The organism is Rhodococcus wratislaviensis (assembly GCF_900455735.1).
Lineage (GTDB): Bacteria > Actinomycetota > Actinomycetes > Mycobacteriales > Mycobacteriaceae > Rhodococcus_F > Rhodococcus_F wratislaviensis.
This window is the reverse complement of record NZ_UAUI01000011.1, coordinates 898290-923423: the sequence shown is the minus strand read 5'-3', so window position 1 is coordinate 923423 and position 25134 is coordinate 898290. Positions and strand designations below refer to the sequence as shown.

General features: G+C 66.3%; 21 protein-coding genes. 5 read left to right on the top strand and 16 right to left on the bottom strand.

The window, feature by feature from the left end; all coding sequences use genetic code 11:
• Positions 1–93: 93 nt before the first annotated feature.
• From DTA22_RS17970 to dnaA, 16 genes are all read right to left on the bottom strand, one after another.
• Positions 94–1473, bottom strand: a complete 1380-nt coding sequence (locus tag DTA22_RS17970; RefSeq protein WP_037234964.1) for a DUF3566 domain-containing protein — start codon at positions 1471–1473, stop codon at positions 94–96.
• A complete protein-coding gene (gene gyrA, locus DTA22_RS17965; protein WP_005249092.1) occupies positions 1473–3995 on the bottom strand; it encodes a DNA gyrase subunit A in 2523 nt (840 codons plus the stop codon). Before gyrA ends, DTA22_RS17970 begins: the two co-directional genes overlap by 1 nt.
• A 151-nt stretch (positions 3996–4146) precedes the next feature.
• Positions 4147–4989, bottom strand: a complete 843-nt coding sequence (locus DTA22_RS17960) for an MHYT domain-containing protein (RefSeq protein WP_112300305.1) — start codon at positions 4987–4989, stop codon at positions 4147–4149.
• 10 nt (positions 4990–4999) lie between these two features.
• Entirely contained in the window at positions 5000–5551 is a 552-nt protein-coding gene (locus DTA22_RS17955) for a GTP-binding protein (RefSeq protein ID WP_005249094.1), read from the bottom strand.
• Between the two features lie 13 nt (positions 5552–5564).
• Entirely contained in the window at positions 5565–5939 is a 375-nt protein-coding gene (locus DTA22_RS17950) for a DUF742 domain-containing protein (RefSeq protein WP_005249095.1), read from the bottom strand.
• A gap of 7 nt (positions 5940–5946) precedes the next feature.
• Positions 5947–6363 carry a roadblock/LC7 domain-containing protein gene (locus DTA22_RS17945; RefSeq protein WP_005249096.1) on the bottom strand — a complete coding sequence of 139 codons (417 nt, stop codon included), beginning with the start codon at positions 6361–6363 and terminating at the stop codon, positions 5947–5949.
• Complete coding sequence (locus DTA22_RS17940) at positions 6360–9197, bottom strand: sensor histidine kinase (protein ID WP_112300304.1); 2838 nt, start codon at positions 9195–9197, stop codon at positions 6360–6362. The genes DTA22_RS17945 and DTA22_RS17940 overlap by 4 nt, the downstream gene beginning before the upstream one ends.
• A 425-nt stretch (positions 9198–9622) precedes the next feature.
• The gene (gyrB, locus tag DTA22_RS17935) at positions 9623–11665 is read right to left on the bottom strand and encodes a DNA topoisomerase (ATP-hydrolyzing) subunit B (protein ID WP_037234957.1); all 2043 of its coding nucleotides are present in this window, start codon (positions 11663–11665) and stop codon (positions 9623–9625) included.
• A gap of 197 nt (positions 11666–11862) precedes the next feature.
• Positions 11863–12801 carry an alpha/beta fold hydrolase gene (locus DTA22_RS17930; protein ID WP_112300303.1) on the bottom strand — a complete coding sequence of 313 codons (939 nt, stop codon included), beginning with the start codon at positions 12799–12801 and terminating at the stop codon, positions 11863–11865.
• Between the two features lie 49 nt (positions 12802–12850).
• Positions 12851–13969 (bottom strand): PDR/VanB family oxidoreductase, encoded by a 1119-nt coding sequence (locus tag DTA22_RS17925; protein WP_112300302.1) that lies wholly within the window; start codon positions 13967–13969, stop codon positions 12851–12853.
• Positions 13966–14874, bottom strand: a complete 909-nt coding sequence (locus tag DTA22_RS17920) for a metal-dependent hydrolase (protein ID WP_112300301.1) — start codon at positions 14872–14874, stop codon at positions 13966–13968. Before DTA22_RS17920 ends, DTA22_RS17925 begins: the two co-directional genes overlap by 4 nt.
• 125 nt (positions 14875–14999) lie before the next feature.
• Positions 15000–15563, bottom strand: coding sequence for a DUF721 family protein (locus DTA22_RS17915; RefSeq protein ID WP_037234944.1), 564 nt, complete (start codon positions 15561–15563; stop codon positions 15000–15002).
• On the bottom strand, positions 15553–16785 hold the full coding sequence (gene recF / locus DTA22_RS17910) for a DNA replication/repair protein RecF (RefSeq protein WP_112300300.1): 1233 nt from the start codon (positions 16783–16785) through the stop codon (positions 15553–15555). Before recF ends, DTA22_RS17915 begins: the two co-directional genes overlap by 11 nt.
• Complete coding sequence (gnd, locus tag DTA22_RS17905; RefSeq protein WP_037234936.1) at positions 16786–17697, bottom strand: phosphogluconate dehydrogenase (NAD(+)-dependent, decarboxylating); 912 nt, start codon at positions 17695–17697, stop codon at positions 16786–16788. It abuts the gene before it with no gap.
• A gap of 62 nt (positions 17698–17759) precedes the next feature.
• Positions 17760–18944: a DNA polymerase III subunit beta gene (gene dnaN / locus DTA22_RS17900; protein ID WP_005249107.1), complete on the bottom strand. Its 1185-nt coding sequence runs from the start codon at positions 18942–18944 to the stop codon at positions 17760–17762.
• 649 nt (positions 18945–19593) lie between these two features.
• Positions 19594–21180: a chromosomal replication initiator protein DnaA gene (gene dnaA / locus DTA22_RS17895; protein WP_037234935.1), complete on the bottom strand. Its 1587-nt coding sequence runs from the start codon at positions 21178–21180 to the stop codon at positions 19594–19596.
• A 739-nt stretch (positions 21181–21919) separates the two neighbouring features.
• Here dnaA and rpmH point away from each other — a divergent pair.
• From rpmH to DTA22_RS17870, 5 genes are read left to right on the top strand one after another with little or no spacing between them, the layout of a single operon-like run.
• Positions 21920–22063, top strand: coding sequence for a 50S ribosomal protein L34 (gene rpmH, locus DTA22_RS17890; RefSeq protein ID WP_005263481.1), 144 nt, complete (start codon positions 21920–21922; stop codon positions 22061–22063).
• A 27-nt stretch (positions 22064–22090) separates the two neighbouring features.
• Entirely contained in the window at positions 22091–22468 is a 378-nt protein-coding gene (rnpA, locus tag DTA22_RS17885) for a ribonuclease P protein component (protein ID WP_005249110.1), read from the top strand.
• Positions 22465–22830: a membrane protein insertion efficiency factor YidD gene (gene yidD, locus DTA22_RS17880; RefSeq protein ID WP_037234928.1), complete on the top strand. Its 366-nt coding sequence runs from the start codon at positions 22465–22467 to the stop codon at positions 22828–22830. The genes rnpA and yidD overlap by 4 nt, the downstream gene beginning before the upstream one ends.
• 4 nt (positions 22831–22834) lie before the next feature.
• On the top strand, positions 22835–23947 hold the full coding sequence (gene yidC, locus DTA22_RS17875; RefSeq protein ID WP_112300299.1) for a membrane protein insertase YidC: 1113 nt from the start codon (positions 22835–22837) through the stop codon (positions 23945–23947).
• Between the two features lie 19 nt (positions 23948–23966).
• Positions 23967–24521: a Jag family protein gene (locus DTA22_RS17870; protein ID WP_037234922.1), complete on the top strand. Its 555-nt coding sequence runs from the start codon at positions 23967–23969 to the stop codon at positions 24519–24521.
• Positions 24522–25134 lie beyond the last annotated feature (613 nt).

Below are 25134 nucleotides of genomic sequence, written 5' to 3'. Positions count from 1 at the left end.
CGAGTCGGAAGATTACCCCACCGGACCGGCAACTACCAAAACCGGTCCGGCGAGACGCTCTTTTCCCAGCTCAGCCCCCGTCGTTTTCCACGTTCAGTCCCGGTCGGCGAGCGTCACTTCGACGCCCCCGACGAGGTCGGAACACAGGTTGTAGATGAACGCGCCGATCGTCGCCAGTGCGGTGAACAACACCATGTTCGCGAGACCGATGACGGCGGCGTATCCGAAGACCTGCCCGGCCGTCACGAGCCCGTCAGAGCTCGACTCGGCGACGATATCGGTGAATGCGTTGTTCAGCCGGTCCCACACGCCCATCCCGTCCAGGACGACGTACAGCAGACCGACGGCCACCATCCACACGAAGAACAGCGACACCGAGATGACGGACGAGATCTTCAGCGTCGACCACGGATCGATCTTGCGGACCTGCACCGTCGCCCGGAGAGCCTCACCCTCCTCGACCCGCTGCGGAGCCACGGCGATCTTCGGCTGCTGGCCCGTGGCCGTTGCCGCCCCGGGCAAGGGGTGCTTGGCCTCGGACAGGTCCGGCATGTCCTTGGGGAGCACGTCCCGGTTGATGTGCCGGGTGGGTCCGTCGATCGCGGACGCCTTCGCCTTCGCGGCCTCCCGCTGACCCACGGCACCGGCCGCGGCTGCACCGGACACCGCGCCGACCGCTGCCGTGGCCGCAGTCGAGGACGGTGTGCGATCGGACCCCTGCTTGGGTGCGGGCTGACCCTTCGCCGGCGACGACGGGTTCTGCGCGGGCGCCTTCTGTGTGGGCACCGCCTGGGTGGGAGCACCCGAGTTCTGCGCGCCCTGGGGTCGCTGACCCGGCGCCTGCGTCTTCTGCGTCGGAGCGGTCTGCGGCTTCTGGACGTCCTGGCTTCCAGGAGCCTTCGCTGCCGCGGCACCCGAGCCGTTGGCCGCGCTCGGCTGGCCCTCCGGGCGCGGAGCCTGCTTGGCACCGGCCCCGCCCTGCACGGGACGCTTCAGGTTGGTCTGCGGCTCACGCTGCATTCCCCGCTGCCACGGCGGAGCCTGATTTCCCCGGATGGACTCGGTGGGAGCACCGCCCGCGGGAGCCCGGTTGCCGGGCGCCTGCTGAGGCGGGCCCTGATGCCCGGGAGCCTGCTGATTCGGAGCGTGACCCTGCTGCGGCGGCACGGACCGCCCCTGCGGGGTCTGCGTGCGCGGACCCTGATGCTGGGGCGTCGACGGCGACCGGGCCGGATCGGCCGGAGCCTGCCGATCCGGTCTCGCGTCGGGAGCACCGCCCGGCCGGGCAGCCGGCCCCGCCTGAGCGGGACCACGACCGGCGGACGCCTGCGGCCCCTGCGGCGCGGAACCCGGCTGCGGGTTCGGTCGCGCCGACCCGTTCTCGGGAGTGCGGGAGGCCTGCTGCTCGGATTTCGCCTGATTGGCGGAACCCGGGTTCTGCCGGTCACTGCCTGGCTGGTTGGGAGTGCTCACTAGGACTCCTTAGCTCCTTTGCCGCTGCTCTCGGCGTTGTCGTCGGGTTCATCGGGTTCGTCGGCATTGCGCGCGATCGCGAGCAGGGTGTCGCCTTCCCCGAGGTTCATCAAACGAACGCCCTTGGTCTGCCGACCGGCCTTGCGGACCTGCTTGGCGGCGGTGCGGATGACGCCACCGCCCGACGTGATCGCGTAGAGCTCGTCGTCGTCGTTCACGATGAGCGCTCCGACCAGGGTGCCACGTTTCCTGTCGTATTGAATCGTGAGTACACCCTTTCCGCCGCGACCCTGGACCGGGTAGTCCTCCATGCCGGTGCGCTTCGAGTAGCCACCCGACGTCGCCACCAGCAGATAGGTGCCTTCGCGCACGACGTTCAGCGACAGCAGTTCGTCGTCGCCGTTGAACCGCATGCCCTGGACACCGGACGTGGCTCGGCCCATCGGACGCAGCGCCTCGTCGGTGGCGGAGAAGCGGATCGACTGTCCCTGCGCGGAGACGAGCAGCAGGTCATCGTCGGAGGAGCAGAGCACCGCCCCGACCAGTTCGTCCTCGCCGCGCAGGTTGATGGCGACGATGCCGCCGCTGCGGTTCGAGTCGAAGTCGGTGAGCTTGGACTTCTTCACCAGACCGTTGCGGGTGGCGAGAACCAGGTAGGGCGCGTCCTCGTACGTCTTGATCTGGATGACGCTCTGGATGCGCTCGTCGGGCTGGAACGCGAGCAGGTTCGCCACGTGCTGTCCGCGGGCCGTGCGGCTCGCCTCCGGCAGCTCGTACGCCTTGGCCCGGTACACGCGGCCCTTCGTGGTGAAGAACAGCAGCCAGTCGTGAGTGGAGCTGACGAAGAAGTGGGAGACGATGTCGTCCTGCTTCAGCCCGGCGCCCTGCACGCCCTTGCCGCCGCGCTTCTGCGAGCGGTACAGGTCGGTCTTGGTGCGCTTGGCGTAGCCGGTCTCGGTGATCGTGACGACGACGTCCTCGCGGGCGATCAGATCCTCGTCGGCCACGTCGCCGTCGGCCGCGATGATGCGGGTGCGGCGGTCGTCGCCGTGCTTGTCGACGATCTCCTTGAGCTCGTCGCGGACGATCCGGCGCTGACGCTCGGGCTTCTCGAGGATGTCCTTGAGGTCGGCGATCTCCCGCTCGATCTCGGCGAGTTCGTCGATGATCTTCTGACGCTCGAGGGCGGCGAGGCGGCGCAGCTGCATCGCGAGGATCGCGTCGGCCTGGATCTCGTCGACAGTGAGGAGCTCGATCAGGCCGGCCCGCGCGATGTCGACGGTCTGCGACGCCCGGATCAGCGCGATGACCTCGTCGAGGGCGTCGAGGGCCTTGACCAGTCCGCGCAGGATGTGAGCGCGTTCCTCGGCCTTGCGGAGCAGGTACTCGGTGCGCCTGCGGATGACCTCGACCTGGTGGGCGACGTAGAGCCGGATCATCTGGTCGAGACGCAGGGTGCGCGGCACGCCGTCGACGATGGACAGCATGTTGCAGCCGAAACTGGTCTGCAGCTGGGTGTGCTTGTACAGGTTGTTGAGCACGACCTTCGCGACCGCGTCACGCTTGACGGTGACGACGATGCGCATACCCGCCCGGTCCGAGGACTCGTCGTGGATGTCGGAGATGCCGGCGATCTTCGCGTCGCGCACCTGCTCGGCGATCGACGTGATCAGGTTGTCCGGGTTCACCTGGTACGGCAGTTCGGTGATGACGATCGTGGTGCGCCCCTTGGCGTCCTCCTCGATCTCCACCACACCGCGCATGCGGACCGAACCGCGTCCGGTGGTGTAGGCGTCGTGGATGCCCTGGCCTCCGACGATCAGGCCGTGCGTCGGAAAGTCGGGTCCCTTCACACGTTCCATGACCGCGGTGAGGGTGGACTCCTCGTCGGCTTCCCAGTTCTCCAGCGCCCAGTAGATGGCCTCGGCGACCTCGCGCAGGTTGTGCGGCGGGATGTTGGTGGCCATACCGACGGCGATGCCGCCGGAACCATTGATCAACAGGTTGGGGATACGGCTGGGGAGAACTGACGGTTCCTGTGTACGACCGTCGTAGTTCGGGGTGAAATCGACCGTCTCGTGGTCGATCTCACGCAGCATTTCCATTGCCAGCGGAGTGAGCCTGCACTCGGTGTATCGCATGGCGGCGGCGCCGTCGTTGCCGCGTGAACCGAAGTTGCCCTGGCCGTCGACGAGCGGGTACCGCAGCGACCACGGCTGGGCCATGCGGACGAGCGTGTCGTAGATCGAGGCGTCACCGTGGGGGTGGTAGTTACCCATCGTCTCGGCGACCGGTCGCGCAGACTTCACATAACCGCGATCGGGCCGGTAACCGTTGTCGTACATCGCGTACAGAACGCGGCGGTGCACCGGCTTGAGGCCGTCGCGCACGTCGGGCAGCGCGCGACCCACGATCACGCTCATCGCGTAATCGATGTAGCTGCTCTGCATCTCCTGCTGAATGTCGACGGGCTCGATGCGGTCGTGCCCCGGTCCCTCCGGCGGCAACGTTGTGTCAGTCATGAGCTCCTTCTTCTACTCGGCTTGACGTCTCCTCGCGGACTCGCGGTCCTGCACGACGTCGCGCAACCACCCGAGTCTATAGGTGCAGGTCAGCTGTGAGGGTGAAGGACTCGGGTGCGCTCATGAATCGTTGCCGCAGGAGCCGTCCGATCTACTGGAGTTCGAGCTCCCTGCCCTGGGTTTCGGCGGCGAGGGATTCGGCGGCGAGCATGTCGGCCTCGAGTTCCAGCTCGGCGGCCACGCGGTCGGGCGCCATCAGCAGGGCGGTGATCGGGATCGTGACCACGAGCATGCCCAGCACGAAGACGGGGAACAGGATCGAGAACACCTCGAGCCCGTCCGGGCGCGCCACGGCGGGGTCGACGGTGACGCTCAGCCCGAACACGCCGGTGTAGTGCATGGCCACCAGTCCGGCCGCCACGACCACCGACGCCACGAGTCGCAGCGTGCGGGACTCGAGGGCGGAGATCGACCACATGATTCCGGCGCCGACGACCAGGCCGATCACAGCCGACGCCACCGTCAGCAGGATGTCGGTGTCCACCGAACCCTGGATCTCGAGGGACGAGACGATGGCGAGGTCCATTCCGGTGAAGCCGACGCCGAGGAGCACCGCACCGCCGGCGAGGCGGCCGATCTCCACCGACGCGCTCGGCAGCCGGTGTTTCGTCGGCGGCGGGCTGATGATCAGCAACGCCACCGCGGCGGCCGCCACGGGCACCACGAACGAGACTGCGATCCACAGGACGTCGTAGCGCACCACGCTGCCGTAGACCTCGAACCCGACCATCGCGATGTAGTGCGGCAGCCAGGCGCCGATGCCGCCGATGGACAACGCGCCCCAGGCCAGCCAGAGGTACCGCTGCCTCGGGTTCGGCGCGGTCACCGCCTTGCGGGCGCTGGCGATACCGACGAACACGCCGATGAACGACGTGACCGCGGCGAGGGCGACGATCCACGTGCCCATGGAGAAGTGCTGCAACTCGTCCGACATGTTCGAATCCTCAGTACGCGGCCGTGTGGAGCTTGGTCAGTGCGTATTCGGTGATCGCGACCAGGGCGCGTTTCGCCGATTCCCGGTCACGCGCGTCGATCGGGATGATCGGCACGTCCTCGGAGATCGCGAGGGCCGCGCGGATGTCCTCGATGGGGTAGCGCGGGGCGTCGTCGAATTCGTTGATCGCGACGAGGAACGGCAGTTGCCGGGCCTCGAAGAAGTCGACGGCCGCGAAACTCTCGTCCAACCGGCGGGTGTCGATCAGGACGATCGCGCCGATCGCACCGCGGATCAGGTCGTCCCACATGAACCAGAACCTGTGCTGACCGGGGGTACCGAACAGGTACAGCACCAGGTCGTCGGCCAGGCTGATGCGACCGAAGTCCATGGCGACGGTGGTCGTGCCCTTCTGCGGTGTCGCAGCCAGGTTGTCGACGCCGTCGCTGGCGTTGGTCACGAGCGCCTCGGTGCGCAGCGGGACGATCTCGGAGACAGCCCCCACCAGCGTGGTCTTGCCGACGCCGAACCCGCCGGCGATCACGATCTTGGTCGAGGTCACCCGATTGCGGGGATCAGATTTCGCGAAGTCCACTGAGGACCCTTTCGATGAGTTCACGACGTTCGGAGTCGGTCGAGTCTTCCTTCAGGGTGGCCAGGATCTGGAGATGACCGGCCTCGACCAGGTCTGCGACCAGGACGCGTGCCACTCCGAGGGGTACGCCCACCCGGGCGGCGATCTCGGCGACCGAAGGCGACTGCTGGCACAACGCGACGATCGCCGCGTTGACGTCGTCGAGTTCCCACTGCCGGTCCACCGACTGCGGCAGTGCCTGAATCAACGCTTCGAGCGCGAGCTCGACCGCAGGCCGGGTCCGGCCCGACGTCAGCGAGTACGGGCGCACGATGTTCGGGCCCGGCTGCTCCGAGTGGTGGTCGTTCATGGGCATGGGCTGGTCAGAGACCCTGCGGAGTGCGGGCCGTGGCCTGCACCGATGCGCCGACGCGGTCGACCAGGATCGCCATCTCGTAGCCGACCTGTCCGATGTCGCACTCGGCGTCCGTGAGGGTCGCCAGATGCGAGCCGTCGCCGACGCTCATGAGCAGCAGGTACCCGTGCTGCATCTCGACCACCGACTGCAGCACCCCGCCGCCCTCGAACAACCGGGACACACCGGCCGACAGGCTGGCCAGCCCCGACGTGACCGCGGCCAGCTGCTCGGCCCGGTCGATCGGGAGATGGGCGCTGGCTGCCATCAGGAGACCGTCCGCGGACACGAGCACGGCGTGGGAGACACCGGGCACGTCACTGGCGAAGTTCGACACCAACCAGTCGAGCGGTCGCGTGACGTCGGATCCATGAGCGGTGTTCATCGGTCTCCTTCAATGCTGTTACGTTCCGCGAGCCTCGTGGCCCTGCCGTTTCGGACACCCTGCTGGTGACGACTGAGATTGGCGCGAATTGTCTCAGGGTCACGCATCCGGCGCAGTGTCCCCGTATTGTGCGCGCCTTCGACCGTGCCGGGAACCAGTCGGTCGCCGGGACGCCGCTTGGGCAGTCCGATCTCCGGGTCGACCTCGACGGGAGTCTCGCTGACCCGTTCCGCGGCGGACCATCCGGCGTCGCCGGCGGAATGCCAGACGCCGGGTGCGCCTTCGGCGCCGGTCGGATCGGTCAGCCAGTCGGACACCATGTCGGAGAAGATCGGGGTGCCGCCGCCGGGCCGGGGTGTGGCCTCGGCCGGTGGCGGATCGATCCGCGACTGGAAGAACGACGCGGTCTTCGCCGAGTTGGTGCGGTAGCGGTGCCGGACCGGTGCCTGGTCGTCGCCGTTCGACGACGGGGGCGCCGGCTGTTCCGCGGTCCGGTTCTCGCTGCGGTTCTCGCTGCGGGGTGCGTGCGGTGCGTGCTGCGGCTGCGATTCCGCCGGTGCGGTCTCCGCGGGCGCCGCCTGCGGCCGCCGCACGGGCAGCTTCGGCATCGCCCCGGATCCCCGGACGTTGACAGTGTCCTGGGACTGCGCGGCCGGAGCACCGGCCGGCGATCCCGCGCCGGCCGCGATGCCACTGGCACCGGGCTGACGACGGGGCAGGCTCGTGCCCGACGCCGTCGTCACCGCGCCCGCAGGTGCCGGGCTCGGTGCGGGCGGGGGCGTGGACGGGGTGCGCGTCGGCAGTCCGTTGCGGGTCGCCGGCTGCTGCTGTCCGTTGTCCTTGCGCTGTGCCGGGGCCGCGGGTGCGGGGATGGCGGTCCGGACCGGTGCCGCGGGGATCTTCCGCTGCGGTCCCGTGTCCTGCCGGGCGGCCTGCGACACGATCAGCGCATTCGGGATGTGGATGCTCACGGTCACACCCGGGTTCCGGGCGGTGTCGAACGTCGACCGCAGGCGAACGGTCAGACCGTGACGCTTCGCGAGCCGGCTCACGACGAACAGACCCATGTGGCGGGCCGTCTCCGGACCGACCTCACCACCCGACGCCAGGCGTTCGTTGACGGCGCGCATGTCGTCGGACGGGATACCGATGCCGCGGTCCGCGATCTCGAGGAGCACCCCGCCGTCGACGGCGCGAGCGAAGCTGAACGTCACCACCGTGTCGGGCGGCGAAGCGCGCAGCGAGTTGTCGACGAGTTCGGCGAGCAGGTGCACGACGTCCGTGACGACGGTGCCGCTGAGCGCGCCTTCGGGGGTCGCGCCCATCTGGACACGCTGGTAGTCCTCGACCTCGGAGATCGCGGCACGCAGCACGTCACCCAGCGGGATCGGCGCTGCCTGCGAACGACGCACCCGGGTGCCGGCGAGAATCAGCAGGTTCTCACCGTTCCGCCGCATACGCGCGGCCAGGTGGTCGAGCCGGAACAGGCTCTCGAGCCGCTTCGGGTCCTTCTCCTCGAACTCGAGATTCTCGATCAGGCCGAGCTGCTGGTCGACGAGGGACTTGCTTCGGCGCGCGAGCGTTTCGAACATGTCGTTGATCTGCAGGCGCAGTTGCGCCTGCTCGCCGGCGAGCTTGAGTGCCTGTCCGTGGATGTCGTCCACGGCGCGGGCGAGCTGGCCGATCTCCTCGGAGGAGTGCACGGCCACCGGCTCGAACGACAGTGCCCGCGGATCGTCACTGGCCTTGATCTGCTCGATCGCCTCCGGGAGGTCGCGGCGAGCAGCCTTCAGCGCGCCGTACCGCAGGCGGCGGATCGGACCGATCAGCGACCGCGACACGAGGAGCGCGAGGACGAGGGCGGCGAGCAGGGTTCCGAGGACGATCGCCGTGTCACGCAGCGCGGCGGACCGGGTCTCGGCTGCGCGGACCTGCACGGTGGACGCGATGTCCTTCGCCGCTTCGCTGGTCAGCTCCTGGTAGACGTCACGGCTCGCGATGAGCGAGGAGCGCAACTGCAGGATGGGCAGCATCCCGCCGCGCGCCGCGTCCGCCAGGCCCTGGTCGATGAGGGCGTTGCGGTCGTTGATGTTGTTTCGCAGCGTCTCGAGACGGGCATCCCCCTTGGGGTAGTACCGGTCGAGGACGTCGAGGAGGCTCGATTCGGCGCCGGCGGCCGCGACGACGGCCGAGGTGGGAATGTCGCCCGTGCGGGCCTTCTCCCGTCCGTCGGGACCGGCGTAGACGTCCTTCACGATCACGAGGCCCATGGCCTGTTCGAACAGTCGCCGCTGCGCCTGCCACGCGTTGGTCAGCTGGTAACCCTTGTCGACGACTTCGCTGTCTTCGATGGGACGGACGATGTCGTCCACTTCGCGGATGAAGTCCGCGGCGAACGCGCGCTGGCGTTCCGCGAGCAGGTCGGTGGCGACACCTGGGGAATCCATCAGATTCAGGAGGGCGCGGCCGTCCGAGACGGTCTGGTTGATGGAACTCGCGACGGCGGGATCCAGTTCGGGGTTCCGGGCCTGCTCGGACACGTCGTTCATCAGGGCTTCCGCGTCCTCGCGGTCCTGCTTGGTGAGGGTGCCCGAGGCGTAACCACTGGTCACGGTACCCATCGAGGCTTCGAGGGCCACGATGTCCGGGACGACGACGATCTGGTCGGCCGCCTCGGTGAAGTGGACGGCGTTACTCAGCTCGCCCTGCACACGGAGCCCGCCGAGCACCATGGCGACGGTGACGGGAACTGCGAGAACCGCGGTGACCTTCCACCGCAGGCCCCAGCCCTCGATATCCCAGAACTTTGCCCGGGGCGGCGAATCGTCGCTCATCCCACGCTTCCTTTCCAACCACTCATAGCTTGTCGCTCTGTGCTCGTGACCGCGTCTGCGGCGGGACAGTCGTACCGGCCCGGACGACACGCGTCGACAGAGGAAAGTGATCGATCAGTTGCGCTGTGCGCAGCGCTGCCCGACGCACCGATTTCCGAATGTAACGAGTTCATCACATCCCCATGGGGAACGTTCTTACCACAGAAATTCCCCGATCCTTACTTCTAAGTAACATGCGCACCACCGATCCCAGACGTTGCCGTCGCGGGGTGGATCAGCGGACCAGGCTACACAGAATCGCGGTTCACAGTCGAGGACGGATTTCTGCGTGACCCGGTCCCGCAACCGGCCCAGACGGGTGCAGCCACCGGGGTCTTCCGACCGCCGGTGGCTGCATGACATCCGTAATCTCTTGTGCCGGATACCTAGACGTCGAGGAAGCGGACGTCCTTGGCGTTGCGGGTGATGAAGCTACGCCGGGCCTCGACGTCCTCACCCATGAGAACGCTGAACAGCTCGTCGGCTGCGGCCGCGTCGTCCAGCGTCACCAGACGCAGGACGCGCACCGTCGGATCCATCGTGGTCTCCCACAGTTCCTTGGCGTTCATCTCGCCGAGACCTTTGTAACGCTGGATGCCGTCGTCCTTATTGATCTTCTTGCCGGACTCGAGGCCCGCCTTGACCAGGACGTCGCGCTCGCGGTCGGAGTACGCGAACTCCGGGTCGCTGCGCTGCCACTTCAGCTTGTACAGCGGGGGCTGCGCCAGATAGACGTGACCGTGCTCGACGAGCGGCCGCATGAAGCGGAACAGCAGCGTGAGCAGCAGCGTTGCGATGTGCTGGCCGTCGACGTCGGCGTCGGCCATCAGCACGATCTTGTGGTACCGCAGCTTCGCGATGTCGAACTCGTCGTGGATGCCCGTGCCGAACGCGGTGATGATCGACTGGACTTCCGTGTTCTTCAGCACACGGTCGATGCGTGCCTTCTCGACGTTGATGATCTTTCCGCGCAGCGGCAGGATCGCCTGGTACATCGAGTCGCGGCCGGACTTGGCCGAGCCGCCTGCGGAGTCGCCCTCCACGATGTAGATCTCGGACTTGCTCGGATCGTTGGATCGGCAGTCGGCGAGCTTGCCAGGCAGACCGCCGAGGTCGGTGGCGCTCTTGCGGCGCACCAGTTCGCGGGCCTTGCGGGCGGCGACGCGGGCCTGTGCCGACGACACCGCCTTGTTCACGATGGTCTTCGCGTCGGCCGGATTCGCTTCGAACCAGTGCGACAGGTGCTCGTTGCTCGCCTTCTGGACGAACGACCGGACCTCGGTGTTGCCGAGCTTCGTCTTCGTCTGACCCTCGAACTGCGGTTCACCAACCTTCACGGAGATGATCGCCGCGAGGCCCTCTCGGATGTCGTCTCCGGTGAGCTTCGGGTCCTTCTCCTTGAGGAGCTTCTTGTCGAGCGCGTACTTGTTGACCGTCGCCGTCAGAGCGGACCGGAATCCCTCTTCGTGGGTACCGCCCTCGTGGGTGTTGATGGTGTTCGCGAACGTGTGGACCGACTCCGAGTAGCCGGAGTTCCACTGCATCGCGATCTCGAGTTCGTGGCCGGTGCCCTTCGCGGTGAAACCGACGACGGAATTGTGGATCGGCTGCTTCGTGCGGTTGATGTGCCGCACGTAGTCCTCGAGGCCACCCGGGTAGTGGTAGACGCGGGTCTTCACCTTGTGCACGGCAGGCGCATCCGCCTCGGCCGACTCGTCCTCGGCGGTCTTCGGCGCGTCGGCGACCTGGCTGACGACCTCTTCGGTGACCTCGGCGTCGCTGACGCGCTCGTCGGTGAGGGTGATGGTCAGGCCCTTGTTGAGGAAGGCCATCTCCTGGAGGCGGCGCGCGACCGTCTCGAAGCTGTAGACCGTGGTCTCGAAGATGTTCGGGTCGGCCCAGAACGTGACCGTGGTGCCCGTCTCCTTGGTGGCCTCACCCTTGACGAGTTCACCCGGCTTCGAGTCGGTGTACGTCTGGTTCCACTGGAAGCCGTCGCGCTTGATGTCGACGTCGAGCCTGGTGGACAGCGCGTTGACGACGGAGATACCGACACCGTGCAGACCGCCGGACACGGCGTAGGAGTCGGAGTCGAACTTGCCACCGGCGTGGAGCTGGGTGAGGACGACCTCGACGGTGGGGACACCGGAGGCGTGCATCCCGACGGGGATGCCTCGACCGTCGTCGACGACCTTGACGCCACCGTCTTCGAGAAGGGTGATCTCGACCTTGCTGGCGTGGCCGGCCATGGCCTCGTCGACGGAGTTGTCGACGACTTCCCAGATCAAATGGTGGAGACCGCGTTCACCGGTGGAACCGATGTACATACCCGGTCGCTTACGAACGGCTTCGAGTCCCTCGAGGACGGTGATGGAAGAAGCGCCGTAGTCCTTGCTGGAGGTGCTTTTGTCTGACTTCTGGGCAGCCACGGGTGGGTAGCTCTCCTTCTCCGTCCAATGCCCGACGCAGGCGCCCACCGCCCTGGTCGGGCACGCGGGAGACGAGAATCGGGAATCTTGCCGCTAGTTACCTCGGCCATCTTACTGGTACGTCTGGCCCAGGAGCGGGCTATGACACCCCTGAGCGCCCCGTAGACGAATTTTCAGGGCGTCTCGGGAGTGAAAACCTACGCCGAAGCGCTTTCGGACGGGCCGTCCGAGAGTTCGGCCCGCTGCCGGTCCTCGACGTCCAGCACGAATTCCGCGGCGAGTTGCGCGACGTCCTCGGCGTGGGAGATCGGCGACCAGTGCCCGGCGTCCACCTCTCGACGGCGCAGGTCGGGCGCCCACTTCTCGGTGTCCTCGTAGCCGACGGGCCGCACCGCCTTGTCGTTCTTGTTGAGGATCAGCTGGACGGGGACGTCGGTGTACCGCTCGCGCGGTCTCAGCAGACTCGTCCGGATGTTGGCGCGGTACAGCTTGAGACCGTTCACCATGTCGTTCGCCAGCGTCGGCGCCGGACGCACCAGCGTGGGGTCGAGGCGGTCGAAGAACTTCAGGAACGCAGGCCAGTGCCGGGAGAACCACAGCCGCAGCGGCAGCGTCGCCAGGCCCGGAATCTGGAACAGGACGGTGTACCCGGACGCGACGGCCTGCGCGAGCGGCCCCCCGAAGCTGCGGTCCGAGAGGCGACGGCGCATCCACTTGCCGAGGTGATCGAGGTTGGGCCCCGAGACCGAGGTGAACGACGCGATCCGCGCGCGGGCTCCCGGTTCGCACACCGCCTCCCATGCCTCCACCGATCCCCAGTCGTGCGCCAGCACGTGCACCGGCCGGCCCGGGCTCACGGCGTCGATCACCGCGAACAGGTCGCCGGCCAGGGCGGGCAGCCGGTAGTCCTCGACCCGGGTGGGCACGGTGCTGCGGCCTGCGCCGCGGCTGTCGTAGCTGACCACATGGAACCGCTCCGTCAGGAACGGCACCACCCGGCTCCACAGGTCGTGGGTGTCGGGCCAGCCGTGCACCAGCACGATCGTCTCGCCGTCGGGGTTGCCCTCCTCGAACACAGCGAGTTGGACGGAACCGTTGGTGATCCGCCGGGCGGTACCGGATGCGGATGGAGTCATGGTGGGTCCTCTGGTCGTGCGGGATCGGGTATGGGATCGACGGTGGGAACTACAGATCGAGGACGAGACGGCCGCTGTCGGCGCGGGACACGCAGATCAGCATCTCGTTCTCCTGCTCGGCGTCGGTGAGCCGCGTCTCGCGGTGATCCGGGGTGCCGGACAGCACCTTCACCCGGCAGGTGCCGCAGAATCCCTGCTGGCACGAATACCCCACTCCGGGCATCGTCTTCTTGATCACGGTCAGCGCGGATTCGTCGGCGGGCACGGTGAGCACCTCACCCGTGCTGAGGAGCTGCACTTCGAACTCGGTGCCGTCGAGCACCGGCGGTGCCCCGAATCGTTCGAAATGCAATGCGGTGGCCGGGCTTCCGGGGAATGCACGGCGTACCGACTCCAGCATCGGCGTCGGACCGCAGCAGTAGACGGCACCGCCCGGTGCGGCGCGCTCCAGCAACTCTTCGGCGGTCGGCAGCCCGAACTCGTCGTCGGGACGGATGAAAACCCGTGACCGATCGAACGTTTCGATCTCGTCGAGGAACGGCATCGATTCCCGTGAGCGGCCGGAGTACACGAACTGCCAGTCCATGCCGAGATCGCGCGCCGCCCGGACCATCGCGAGGATCGGCGTGATACCGATGCCGCCGGCGACGAAGAGCGCACTCCCCTCGCCGACGAACGGAAACCCGTTGCGGGGGCCGCGAACCGTCACCGGAGCACCCGGTTCGAGCGCGTGCATCTCGAGGGATCCACCACCACCGTCGGGGATCCGGCGGACGGCGATACTGTAGCCCGTGCGATCGGACGGGTCGCCGCACAGCGAGTACTGACGTCGCAGCCCGGACGGCAGATGAAAGTCGAGGTGCGAACCCGGCTGCCACGCAGGGAGTTCCGCACCGTCCTCGGCCTCGAACCGCAACTGCACGACGTTCTCGTCCAGCGCGACGACATCCCGTTGGGAAACAACCATTTTCATCGCCACGTCCGGGTTGTGACCGGCGACGCCCGGGTCGTATTCGTACGCGGTGAGAACACGGAGATACTTGGCAGCAACGGCCTCGGTGATGCGCATGGCGCGGTCGGGGCGCGGTCGCCCCTTGATGTCCGGGGGAGCGTCGTGGCGGGGCAGGCCCTGCCCGGTGAGCACCTCCCGCACCTGCGACAGCTTCATCGCTCGGCCGCCTGAGCCGCGGGCGAGGACGCCAGGTACTTCACGGCCTGTGCCGTCGAACCCTCGTTGCTCGGGTGGTACGAACGCGTGAAGTACGTCGACATCCGCCTGCCGAGTTCCCGGGCCGTCGGGAGGGTGCCGCGCTTGCCTGCCGCGAAGAAATCCGTCAGGTGCGGCTTACGCCGGTGCGCCGACCACTGGGCGAGCTCCGGATCGTTCCGCATGAGGAATCGGGTGCCGCGCACCCACAGCCACACGATGACCGGGGTGACGATCACCTGGGTGCGGATCCGCCGGGACTCACGCTTGTCGAAGTACCGCATGACGTCGTACGCCACGGAGCGATGCTCCACCTCCTCGGCGCCGTGCCAGCGCAGCAGGTCGAGCATCGTCGGATGCATCCCGGCGCGGTCGAGCCCCTCGGCGTTGAGCACCCAGTCGCCGAGGAACGCGGTGATGTGCTCGATGGCGGCGATGACCGCCAGCCGCTCGATCAGGTAGTTCTTCTCGCGCAGACCGGTGAGCGGTCGCGGTCCGAGGATCTTGGAGAACGTCCATTCCATCTGCTCCGTGAAGGGCGTCGGGTCGAGACCCTTCTCCTTCAGGTGCACCAGCACGCCGGTGTGGGCGTTGGCGTGCATCGCCTCCTGGCCGATGAACCCGACGACGTCGTCGCGGAGCTGCTCGTCCTCGATCAGCGGCAGTGCCTCTTTGAACGTCTCGACGAACCATTCCTCGCCGGCGGGCAGGAGTAGGTGCAGGACGTTGAGGACGTGCGTGCTGAACGGGTCGCCCGGGATCCAGTGCATGGGGAGGTTCGACCAGTCGAACTCCACGTTCCTGGCCTGCAACAGGATGTGGTCCGGTTCGGGGATCGCGTTCCGGGGTGCAGTCGGGGCGGACATCTCATTACTCCTTCGTGCCGGCGGCTGCGCCACGACGAAGGCCTGTGGCACAGTTCACTCGAAAACTTGGAGTAACTGTAACACCGGGTAATAGACAAAACCAGGAACCGAACGTCCGCTCCGGCCTATCCGTAGGTGTCCCGGGGGCCGCGCCCCCGGATGTGCCGTTCCCCTTTTCGCCAGCTCGGAGCGGTCGGACCGGTGATCCGCAACGACTTCACGACACCGTCGCCGACGGCCGCGGCGATCTTCGCGAGAATTTGCGACTGCATCATCCGCAGCTGCGTCGCCCAGGCCGTCGACTCCGCGGAGACGCTGAGAATCCCGTCCCGCAGCCCGGTCGGTTCGGCGTGCGCGGCGATGTCCTCACCGACCACCTGTACCCACCGACCGAGGACCGTCCCCTCCGACACCTTGGGCGACCAGCCGCGTTGTTTCGCGATCGCGTTGGTCAGCGCACCGAACGGCTGCGGGTCGCGGTCGTCCGGCCCGGGACCCGACCATCCGCGTCGACGCCGGGCGCGCAGGGCCCGGACACCGGTTCCGGATCGGCGGCCCTGCCCGACGGATTTTCCGCTCGCCTTCGCCGCGGCACGCGCCTCCTCGAGGGCGCGGCGGGCGAGATCGATTCCCTTCACCTCCGGTTCGGGGGCCGCAGCAGGTGCGGTGGGTTCGGGCTCATCCGTCACGGCGGTCCTCCGTCTCTTCCACGATGTGCGAGATCCGTCCTCGATCGGTGTCGCGGGCCTCCACACCGAATCGGACGGCGTCGAGTTCCTCCGGAACATCTTCCGGCACCGCCGCCGTGATCAGCACCTGTTCCGCGTCCGACGCGACCTTGGCGAGTGCCCGCCGTCGACGACGGTCGAGTTCGGCGAACACGTCGTCGAGCATGAGGACGGGATCGCTGCCGTCCGAACGCAGCAGTGCAAATCCGGCCAGCCGCAACGACAGCGCGAACGACCACGACTCACCGTGACTCGCGAATCCCTTCGCCGGGGTGTCGCCGAGTTGCAGTTCGAGATCGTCACGATGCGGTCCGACGAGACACACACCCCGCTCGATCTCCTTGGAGCGCATCACGGACAGCTCCTGGAGGAACCGCTCCTCGAGAAACGCTATATCGCCCGCCTCGGGCACTCGAGCCGGTTCGGTGAACTCCGGCGGCAGGGAGGAGCCCAGACTCGAGCGGTAGCGGATGCTCGCGGGCCTCGACTCCGGCGCCAGCGATTGGTACGACTCGGCCAGGTGCGGAGCGAGATCGTGGACGAGGTGAAGCCGCCCGGCGAGCAGCTGCGCGCCGTGTGCGGCGAGATGTCCGTCCCAGACCTCCAGCGTGGCAAGGGCACTCGCGCCGTCCTCGCTCGTCTGGCCGCTGCCGCGCGACACCCGTCGCAATGCGCCGCCTGCCGTCTTGAGCAGCGCTGACCGCTGCCGCAGCACCCGGTCGTAATCGGCGCGCACCGCCGCCATCCGCGGGATACGGGAGGTGAGGAGCTCGTCGAGGTAGCGCCGCCGATCCCCCGGATCCCCGCGGACCAGAGACAGATCCTCCGGCGCGAACAGCACCGTCTGCAGAATTCCGAGAATCTCCCGCGGCCGCCGGGTGGGTGACTGGTTGATCCGCGCCCGGTTGGACTTGCCCTCGTTCAACTCGAGATCGACGGTCAGTTCCCGGCCGGTGTTGACGACGGTCGCCCCCGCGAATGCCTGACCGGTACCCGTCCGGATCAGCGGGGCGTCCGAGCTGACCCGATGAGACGACAGGGTGGACAGGTAGCCGAGCGCCTCGAGAACGTTCGTCTTGCCGTGACCGTTGGGTCCGACGAAGACGGTGCAGCCCGGACGCAGGGTGAGGCCGAGGGCGTCCCAGGAACGGAAGTCTCTGAGCGAGAGTGCGCGAACGAACACCTACGTTCCAGAACCGGCTTCTGCCTCGCCTGCCGCCTTCTTCACGGCGTGACCACCGAACTGGTTGCGCAGCGCCGAGACGGCCTTCATCGCGGGGGAATCGTCCTGACGGGACGCGAACCGCGCGAACAACGCGGCCGAGATCACCGGTGCGGGCACGGCGTGGTCGATCGCCTCGAGCACAGTCCAGCGGCCCTCACCCGAATCATCTGTGTAGCCGGAGATCTCGGCGAAATCGGGATCCTCACCCAATGCCTTGACGAGCAGCTCCAGCAGCCACGACCGGACGACCGTGCCCTTGGTCCATGCGCGCAGCACTCCGTGGACGTCCGTGACGAGGTCTTCCGCCTCGAGCAGTTCGTAACCCTCGGCGTACGCCTGCATCAGTCCGTACTCGATGCCGTTGTGGATCATCTTCGCGTAGTGCCCGGCACCGATCGGGCCGGCGTGAACGAAGCCGTCCGCACGCTCACCCTCTGGGCGCAGGGCGTCGAAGATCGGCAGCGCCCGCTCGACGTCCGCGTCCGATCCGCCGACCATCAGCCCGTAGCCGTTCTCGAGTCCCCACACCCCGCCGGACACGCCGCAGTCGAGGTAGCCGATCCCGTGGGAACCCAGCAGTTCGCCGTGGATTTTGTCGTCGGTGTATCTCGAGTTGCCGCCGTCGATCACCAGGTCACCGGTCTCGAGCACCGACGACAGCTCGGTCACCGTGTCCTGGGTGATCCTTCCCGCCGGAACCATCACCCACACGACTCGCGGAGACTCGAGTCGCTGAGCGAGTTCCGCCAGCGACGCCACATCCGTGACCTCGGGGCGAGGGTCGTAACCGACCACCTCGTGCCCGTGCGCGCGCAACCGCTCGCGCATGTTGAATCCCATCTTTCCGAGCCCGACCAACCCGATCTGCATCGTGATCTCCGTCCACTCGTGAGATTTCGTTCGGCAGTACTGATTTCGCTTCCGCGAAACCGTCAGCCCGGGAGACGCACCGGCATCAGCAGGTAGGTATACGCGCTCTCCGGCGCCGCGAAGTTACCCGAATCGTCGGGCTCGATCTCGTCCTCGGTGGCCGGACGCAGCACCGCGGGGCGGCTGGGGGTCGTGAAGCCGAACAGCACCTGCTCGCTGTGCAGCGAAGACAGCCCGTCGATCAGGTAGCCGGGGTTGAAGGCGATGGTGAGCGGCTCACCCTGGAAGACCGCGTTCAACCCTTCCTCGGCGCGACCTGCATCGTCGCCGCCCGCGGAGAGGAGAAGCCCCTCGGTGGAGAACTGCAGGCGAACCTGCGCGCCACGCTCGGCGACGAGGGCCACACGCTTGATGGCCTCGACGAGCGGAGCGATCTCCACGGTGGCAAGTGCCGTGTGCTCGGACGGCAGCAGCTGCCGGAACTTCGGGAACTCCGCGTCCAGCAGTCGGGTGGTGGTGCGGCGACCGTCGTTGACGATGCCGAGGAGGCCGTCGTTTCCGACCGCCGAACCCGAACCGAGTGCCAGCTCGACCGGCGAAGTGGCATCTCCTGCAAGCGTTTTCGCCGATTCGGAGAGCGTCTTCGCGGGGATGAGGACGGCCGCGGTGGTGTCGGGGTTCGCCGGCGACCACTCGAGTTCACGGACCGCGAGACGGAACCGGTCGGTGGCGGCGAGCACGATCGCGTTGCGTTCGATCTCGACACGGATGCCGGTGAGCATCGGCAGGGTGTCGTCCTTGCCCGCTGCGACAGCCACCTGACTGATCGCTTCGGAGAAGACGTCGGCGGGAATGGAGCCGGTCTGCTGCGGCAACTGCGGAAGCTGGGGATAGTCCTCGACCGGCATGGTGGGCAGGGAGAACTTGGCGCTTCCGCACGTGATCAGCACGCGGGTGCCTTCGAGAGTCACGTCGACCGGCTTGTTGGGAAGCGACTTCGTGATGTCGGCGAGAAGCTTGCCGGAGACGAGGACCTGACCGGCGCTACCGACCTCGGCTGCGACCCGGACCTGGGCCGATACCTCGTAGTCGAATCCGGAAACCGTCAACCCTTGCTCGGTCGCGTCCAGGAGAACACCGCCGAGAACGGGGACAGGAGGCCGCGACGGCAGACTGCGAGCGACCCATGCCACTGAATCGGCGAATTCTTCCCGGGAGACACGAAACTTCAGGCTTCCAAGCTCCATCGCCGGGTTGTTCCTCTCGGTAGGCACGGTTGTTCGCCACGGTCGGGCCGTGACCACAGCACTGCAGTCTTTCACAGAGCGGCGATGCATAACCGTATGCCCTCGAGGACGAAGTTGAAAGCGGAACCGTCGCGTCCTCGAGTCGCCGACCGAGGCCTGTGAACCGACGCTGTCCCCAACCCTGTTTTCAAAGAGGTTTTTATAAGAATTAATGAGAAGTACTATTAGGTCCTGTGGAATCTGTGGACGAAGGCGTGTAGACGCAGGTCCTTCCGCGTCGTCGTATGGGGAATTCTCGAGGACAAACTCGAGGACCGATCCGGCACCCATGTGGACTACTCGAGGTTGTTCAAAGTTCTGCACGTTCTGTCCACAGAGATTCCACCTCATCCCCACACTTATCCACAGGTGTGCATGCTTTATCCCAGGTCCTGGCGTCGGCGTGTTGCACCGGCGTGTCGTGTTAGCGGGGGGTCGCGCGAGCCTCGAGTAGGCCCTCGAGCGGTACCTCGAGGACCCGCTCGAGCCAACCCTCGAGGACCGGCTCGAGGAGCCCCTCGAGTTGCCCGCGGGACTGCGGTCCCCCCGAAACGACCTGTGCCCCCGGTAGGCGAGCTACCAGGGGCACAGGAGAGGCAGGGGTCGGCGACTACCTCTTGGAACGCTGCTTGATCCGGGCAGTGAGCTCCTGGACCTGGTCGTAGACCTTCCGCCGCTCCGTCATCTCCTTGCGAATCTTCTTGTCCGCGTACATGACGGTGGTGTGGTCGCGGCCGAACGTCTGCCCGATCTTCGGCAGGGACAGATCGGTGAGCTCGCGGCACAGGTACATCGAGATCTGGCGCGCGGACGCCAGCGGACGTGCCTTGCCGGGGCCGCAGAGGTCGTCGATGGACATGTTGAAGTACTCCGCGGTGACCGCCATGATCGTCGCCGCATTGATCTCGAGACTCGACGAGTCCGGCATCAGGTCACGTAGCACCACCTCGGCGAGCGTGAGGTCCAGGGGTTGCCTGTTCAGGGACGCGAACGCCGTCACGCGGATGAGGGCACCCTCGAGTTCCCGGATGTTGCGTTCGATCCGGGAGGCGATCAACTCGAGGACGTCGTCGGGCACCTCGAGCCGGTCCATTCGGGCCTTCTTGCTGAGGATCGCGATGCGGGTCTCGAGTTCGGGTGGCTGAACGTCGGTGATCAGGCCCCATTCGAACCTGGTCCGCAGTCGTTCCTCGAGTGTCGCCAACTGCTTCGGCGGCCGGTCGGACGAGACGACGATCTGCTTGTTCGCGTTGTGCAGGGTGTTGAAGGTGTGGAAGAACTCCTCCTGGATACCTTCCTTGCCCTCGATGAACTGGATGTCGTCGACCAGCAGCACGTCGGTCTCGCGGTAGCGGCGCTTGAACGCCACCTTGCGGTCGTCGCGGAGGCTGTTGATGAAGTCGTTGGTGAATTCCTCGGTGGAGACGTACTTCACCCGCATCCCCGGGAACAGTCGCTGGGCGTAGTGGCCGGCGGCGTGCAAGAGGTGCGTCTTGCCGAGGCCGGACGCACCCCACACGAACAACGGGTTGTACGCGCGCGCCGGAGCCTCGGCGATGGCGACGGCCGCGGCGTGGGCGAACCGGTTGGACGAGCCGATCACGAACGTGTCGAACGTGTACTTCGCGTTGAGGCTGTTCCCCCCGGTCGCCGACGGTGGAGGGCCCGACGGCGGCTTCGTGAAGTACGACGGCCAGGATTCGTGGACGCTGGCGAGGGCCTCGCGGTCGTCGTCGACTTCCTCGAAGTCCGTCGTGTCGGAGTAGGGCTGATCCTCACCGGAGCCGAAGCGGCGCCTGCGGAACGACCCGGAACTGGTGACGGAAGGCTCGAGGTGGCGAGGAGTGTGGATGGGTTCCGGCTCGGGCCGGTGGTCCCGGCTCGGAGGCTCGGATTCGGGTTCGTCGTCGACCGGGGCCGCGATACGCACACCGAGGCCTTCAACCTGCTCACCGAGATGCCGGCCGAGGGCGTGGAGAATCGGCTCACGGAGATCCCGCTCGATCGCCTCCTGCGCGAAGGGCGACGGAACGGACAGGAGCGCGAAGCCCTGTGCGAGCGTCAGCGGTTTGACGAGCGCCAACCACGCCTTCTGTCCCCTCGTCAGCGGCGGCAGATCGCCGCCGGGCGAATCGGATGTGAGGTCTGCGACGACGTCGATCCAGATCCGTGCGAGCGCATTCGGATCGTCGTTCACGTGGTTCCTCCCCAGTGTGTTCGCGGACTCGGCGCCAGCCGTGCCGAGTCGAGTGTCGGTGCCGTCGTCGAGGTGGAATTGGGAGCTTCCCCGACCTGAGGATGGACCCCGTACGGACCTACGAATATGCCATCTGAACTGTGTTTCCACACAATTATCCACAGATGTGGACAAAGTGCAGACGCCTCCTGTCGAGACGCCGTTGCGTGGCGAGGAGTCCAGATCGAGCGCGCTGACCTGCGCTTATGCATGCGAAACCTGGATGAGTGGGTTCGAGGACCCGGGAAGGGAAGGGTGTCAACAACCCTCGTGGCGATCCGAAGCGGCACACCATCTGTGCCCTGTGGATGAATTGTGGTGAATATGCAGATGAGAACGGTGAAGTCGAGAGCTGGGCACTCGATCAGGGTTCATCGGCGAGACCATGCATAGACGCTAGCAACAGTGTCGGCAAGCTCACAGCGGTTTGGCACATTGGAAGTTGGGGTGCAAGCATTTGTCGATCCTCGGCGTGTCGGTCAACCGATTCGCGGGGGAATCGCAGGTGAGCGAGTTTGACCTGACCGTGAGTGGTAAGTACTCTCGAACAGTCACCCTGTGGTGAGGTGGCGGTTTCGTGCTGGCTCGAGTCCAGTTTCGAAGTCGTTCCATCCCCACCCTGTGGATGAACACCTGAGTTTTCGCCAATGTTAGATCCATGACGCCGGGAGGCGTCGATGAACTTCGAGGAGTGTTGACCGTGGCCAAGGGCAAGCGGACGTTCCAGCCGAACAACCGACGCCGCGCGCGCGTTCACGGCTTCCGTCTTCGTATGCGGACCCGTGCGGGTCGTGCAATCGTTTCGGCGCGTCGCCGTAAGGGCCGCGAATCCCTCACCGCCTGATCCCGACACTGGGTTCGGGAGCTCGGGGTGTTGCCTGAGCCGCACCGATTGCGTCGTCATTCAGATTTTTCGCTGACTGTGCGACGTGGTCGTCGGATGGGAAGACGCGACCTGGTTGTGCACGCATTCGACCGTGCACAGGCAGATGAGCTGGTGAGTAGCGGCGGTCCGCGATTCGGACTGGTTGTGAGTAAGGCTGTCGGGCCGGCGGTGATTCGACATCGAGTCGCACGCCGGCTTCGTCATATCTGCATCGACCTCGTGGACGTGGTTCCGCGGGGAACCGATGTGGTGATTCGTGCTCTTCCGGGAGCTGCGACTGCAAGTAGCCGGGACCTGGAGAAGCAACTTCGTGCAGGTCTCCTTCGATTGGACCTTCTTGCGCCCGTGAGTAACTCCGCATGAAAAGCGCACTCCACGAGTCGCGCGCCGACACGGCCGAGGCCACCTCCTCGGCCTCTTCCGCGTGGAAGTCGGTCCGTGCGTTACCGGCGCGCACTCTCATCTTCTTTATCGAGCTCTACCGGACGTATGTGTCGCCCCTGAGGATGCCGACCTGCCGGTTCATGCCGACCTGTAGCGAGTACGCGGTGGAGTCCCTGCGTACCCACGGGGTGATCAAAGGCCTTTTTTTGACGGTGGTTCGGTTGGCGAAGTGTGCCCCCTGGCACCCTGGTGGGTGGGACCCGGTCCCTGCCCGTCACGACCGTCATGCGGGTGGCCGACGTTGCTGTCCGGCGAACGTGGACGAACAGAGGAGTACATAGAGCCGTGCTCGACTTCATTTACTATCCGGTGTCCGGGATCCTGTGGGTCTGGCACAAGGTTTTCGGTGCCATTCCCTTCCTGGGTCCGGACAGCGGTATCACGTGGGCGCTCTCCGTCGTGTTCCTCGTGTTCACGCTGCGTGCCGTGCTGTACAAGCCGTTCGTCAAGCAGGTTCGTACGACGCGTCAGATGCAGGAACTTCAGCCGCAGATCAAGGCGCTGCAGAAGAAGTATTCCGGCGACCGCCAGCGTCAGGCCGTCGAGATGCAGAAGCTCCAGAAGGAGCACGGGTTCAACCCCATCATGGGCTGTCTCCCTGTTCTCGCGCAGGCGCCGGTCTTCATCGGCCTGTTCCACGTGCTTCGCTCGTTCAACCGCACCGGCACCGGTATCGGTCAGCTCGGCATGTCGGTCGAGGCCAACGCGAACACGCCGAACTACTTCTTCAGCGTGGAGGACGTTCAGTCCTTCCTGAGTGCCCGACTGTTCGGTGCACCCATCTCGGCCTGGATCACGATGCCGAAGGCGCAGCTCGACGCGTTCGCTGCGTACGGTCCGATTCCCACCGTGCTGAATATCGCGGTCGTCGCGGTTCCGCTGATGATCATCGCCAGCATCGCGACCCACTTCAACTCGCGTGCCTCCGTTGCGCGGCAGAGCCCCGAGGCCGCCGCCAACCCGCAGTCCGCGATCATGAACAAGCTCGCGCTCTGGGTCTTCCCGCTCGGTGTGCTCGTCGGTGGTCCGTTCCTCCCCATCGCGATCCTTCTGTACTGGGTGAGTAACAACATCTGGACCTACGGGCAGCAGCACATCGTCTTCCGTCGCATCGACCAAGAAGAGGAAGAGAAGAAGCAGGCTGCCATCGCACGCCGGGCGGACAACGCTCCGAAGCCCGGTGCCCGTCCCGATCTCACCAAGAAAAAGAAGAAGTCCGCGACCGCAACGGACGGTTCTTCCTCGGCGGACGAGCCGGAGATCGTCGAGGGCGTCATCGAAGACAGCGCCTCCGATCAGGTGAGTGGTGACGGTTCGGCCGCAGGTACGTCGAAGCCGAAGCCCGGTGCCCGCCCCCAGTCCAACCGCGGAAAGTCCCCCAAGCGCAAGCGGCGCTGATTCAGAAAAGAGAACGAGCATGGCTAGTGAGCCTGACATCGCAGTGGACGGAGATGAGACAGACGTGACTGCACCGACGCAGAACCCGGACACCGAGGTGGATTCCGATTCTGACGACTACCTGATCGAGGAAGGGGAAATCGCCGGCGACTACCTGGAGCAGCTGCTCGACGTACTCGACTTCGACGGCGATATCGACCTGGACGTCGAGGGCGACCGTGCTGTTGTCAGCATCGACGGTGGAGACGATCTCACCAAGTTGGTCGGGCGCAAGGGTGAGGTTCTGGACGCACTTCAGGAACTGACTCGCCTCGCCGTGCAGCAGGCGACGGGTGAACGTAGTCGCCTGATGCTCGACATCGCCGGATGGCGTGCCGGCCGTCGTGCCGAGCTGACCGAGCTGGGTTCCTCGGCTGCGCGCCGCGTACTCGAGAGCGGCGAACGCGAGGAGCTCGCTCCGATGACACCGTTCGAGCGCAAGATCGTTCACGACGCAGTCGCCAAGGTCGATGGCGTTTCGAGCGAGAGCGAAGGCGCCGAGCCTTCACGTCGCGTGGTCGTCATCAAGGACTGATCCACACAAGCATCACCTAGGCGGGGCTCCCGGATTCACCTCCGGGAGCCCCGTCTTTTTGTCTATCCGTATGCCGTGATTCGTCACTTTGGCTTCGTTTCGTTTCACGTGAAACACCAACCCCTCCCCTCCCCCACCGAGAGGTCGAGTGTCGGCCGATCACGACGCCGCCGTAGTTTGTCGATCCCGGTCCGGATTCGTAGTCGCGCGAGGACTGGATCTGCACCTCGGCATCGATCCGGTCGGCAGGCGCATGCGTGTCTCCTGGTTTCCCCGGGGTGCGCGTCGACGATCCATTTGGCTCGGGGTCGGCGGGCTTGCAGTTCAGGACATTCGCCCCGACGCTGCCGTGGCAGTGGTGGGTCTCGGCCTGGCGGTGGCGCTATCGTCCGATCGCGCCCTCGTCGTCCCGGACCCATACTTCGGAAGCGGAGATCTCAGTTTTCAGTGGCCGCTTACACGTGAATCCGTCGGTGCATTGTGGGTGAAGCGATGAGTTGATCCTCCCGTACTCTTGGCGCGGCCCACTGCTGAAGTCGTGAAGGCGAGTGCTGGATCCACCTACGCCCTCGGCGCCGCCGATCCGGCGACAGTCACCGAACGATCTGTGAGT

Bases quoted from the DNA above. Each gene is read 5' to 3' on its own strand.
- DTA22_RS17950 (WP_005249095.1), bottom strand. From the start codon at position 5,939: ATGCCCATGAACGACCACCACTCGGAGCAGCCGGGCCCGAACATCGTG.
- DTA22_RS17960 (WP_112300305.1), bottom strand. From the start codon at position 4,989: ATGTCGGACGAGTTGCAGCACTTCTCCATGGGCACGTGGATCGTCGCC.
- DTA22_RS17930 (WP_112300303.1), bottom strand. From the start codon at position 12,801: ATGACTCCATCCGCATCCGGTACCGCCCGGCGGATCACCAACGGTTCC.
- DTA22_RS17920 (WP_112300301.1), bottom strand. From the start codon at position 14,874: ATGTCCGCCCCGACTGCACCCCGGAACGCGATCCCCGAACCGGACCAC.
- DTA22_RS17940 (WP_112300304.1), bottom strand. From the start codon at position 9,197: ATGAGCGACGATTCGCCGCCCCGGGCAAAGTTCTGGGATATCGAGGGC.
- DTA22_RS17925 (WP_112300302.1), bottom strand. From the start codon at position 13,969: ATGAAGCTGTCGCAGGTGCGGGAGGTGCTCACCGGGCAGGGCCTGCCC.
- yidD (WP_037234928.1), top strand. From the start codon at position 22,465: ATGAAAAGCGCACTCCACGAGTCGCGCGCCGACACGGCCGAGGCCACC.
- DTA22_RS17870 (WP_037234922.1), top strand. From the start codon at position 23,967: ATGGCTAGTGAGCCTGACATCGCAGTGGACGGAGATGAGACAGACGTG.
- dnaN (WP_005249107.1), bottom strand. From the start codon at position 18,944: ATGGAGCTTGGAAGCCTGAAGTTTCGTGTCTCCCGGGAAGAATTCGCC.
- gyrA (WP_005249092.1), bottom strand. From the start codon at position 3,995: ATGACTGACACAACGTTGCCGCCGGAGGGACCGGGGCACGACCGCATC.
- gnd (WP_037234936.1), bottom strand. From the start codon at position 17,697: ATGCAGATCGGGTTGGTCGGGCTCGGAAAGATGGGATTCAACATGCGC.
- DTA22_RS17945 (WP_005249096.1), bottom strand. From the start codon at position 6,363: ATGAACACCGCTCATGGATCCGACGTCACGCGACCGCTCGACTGGTTG.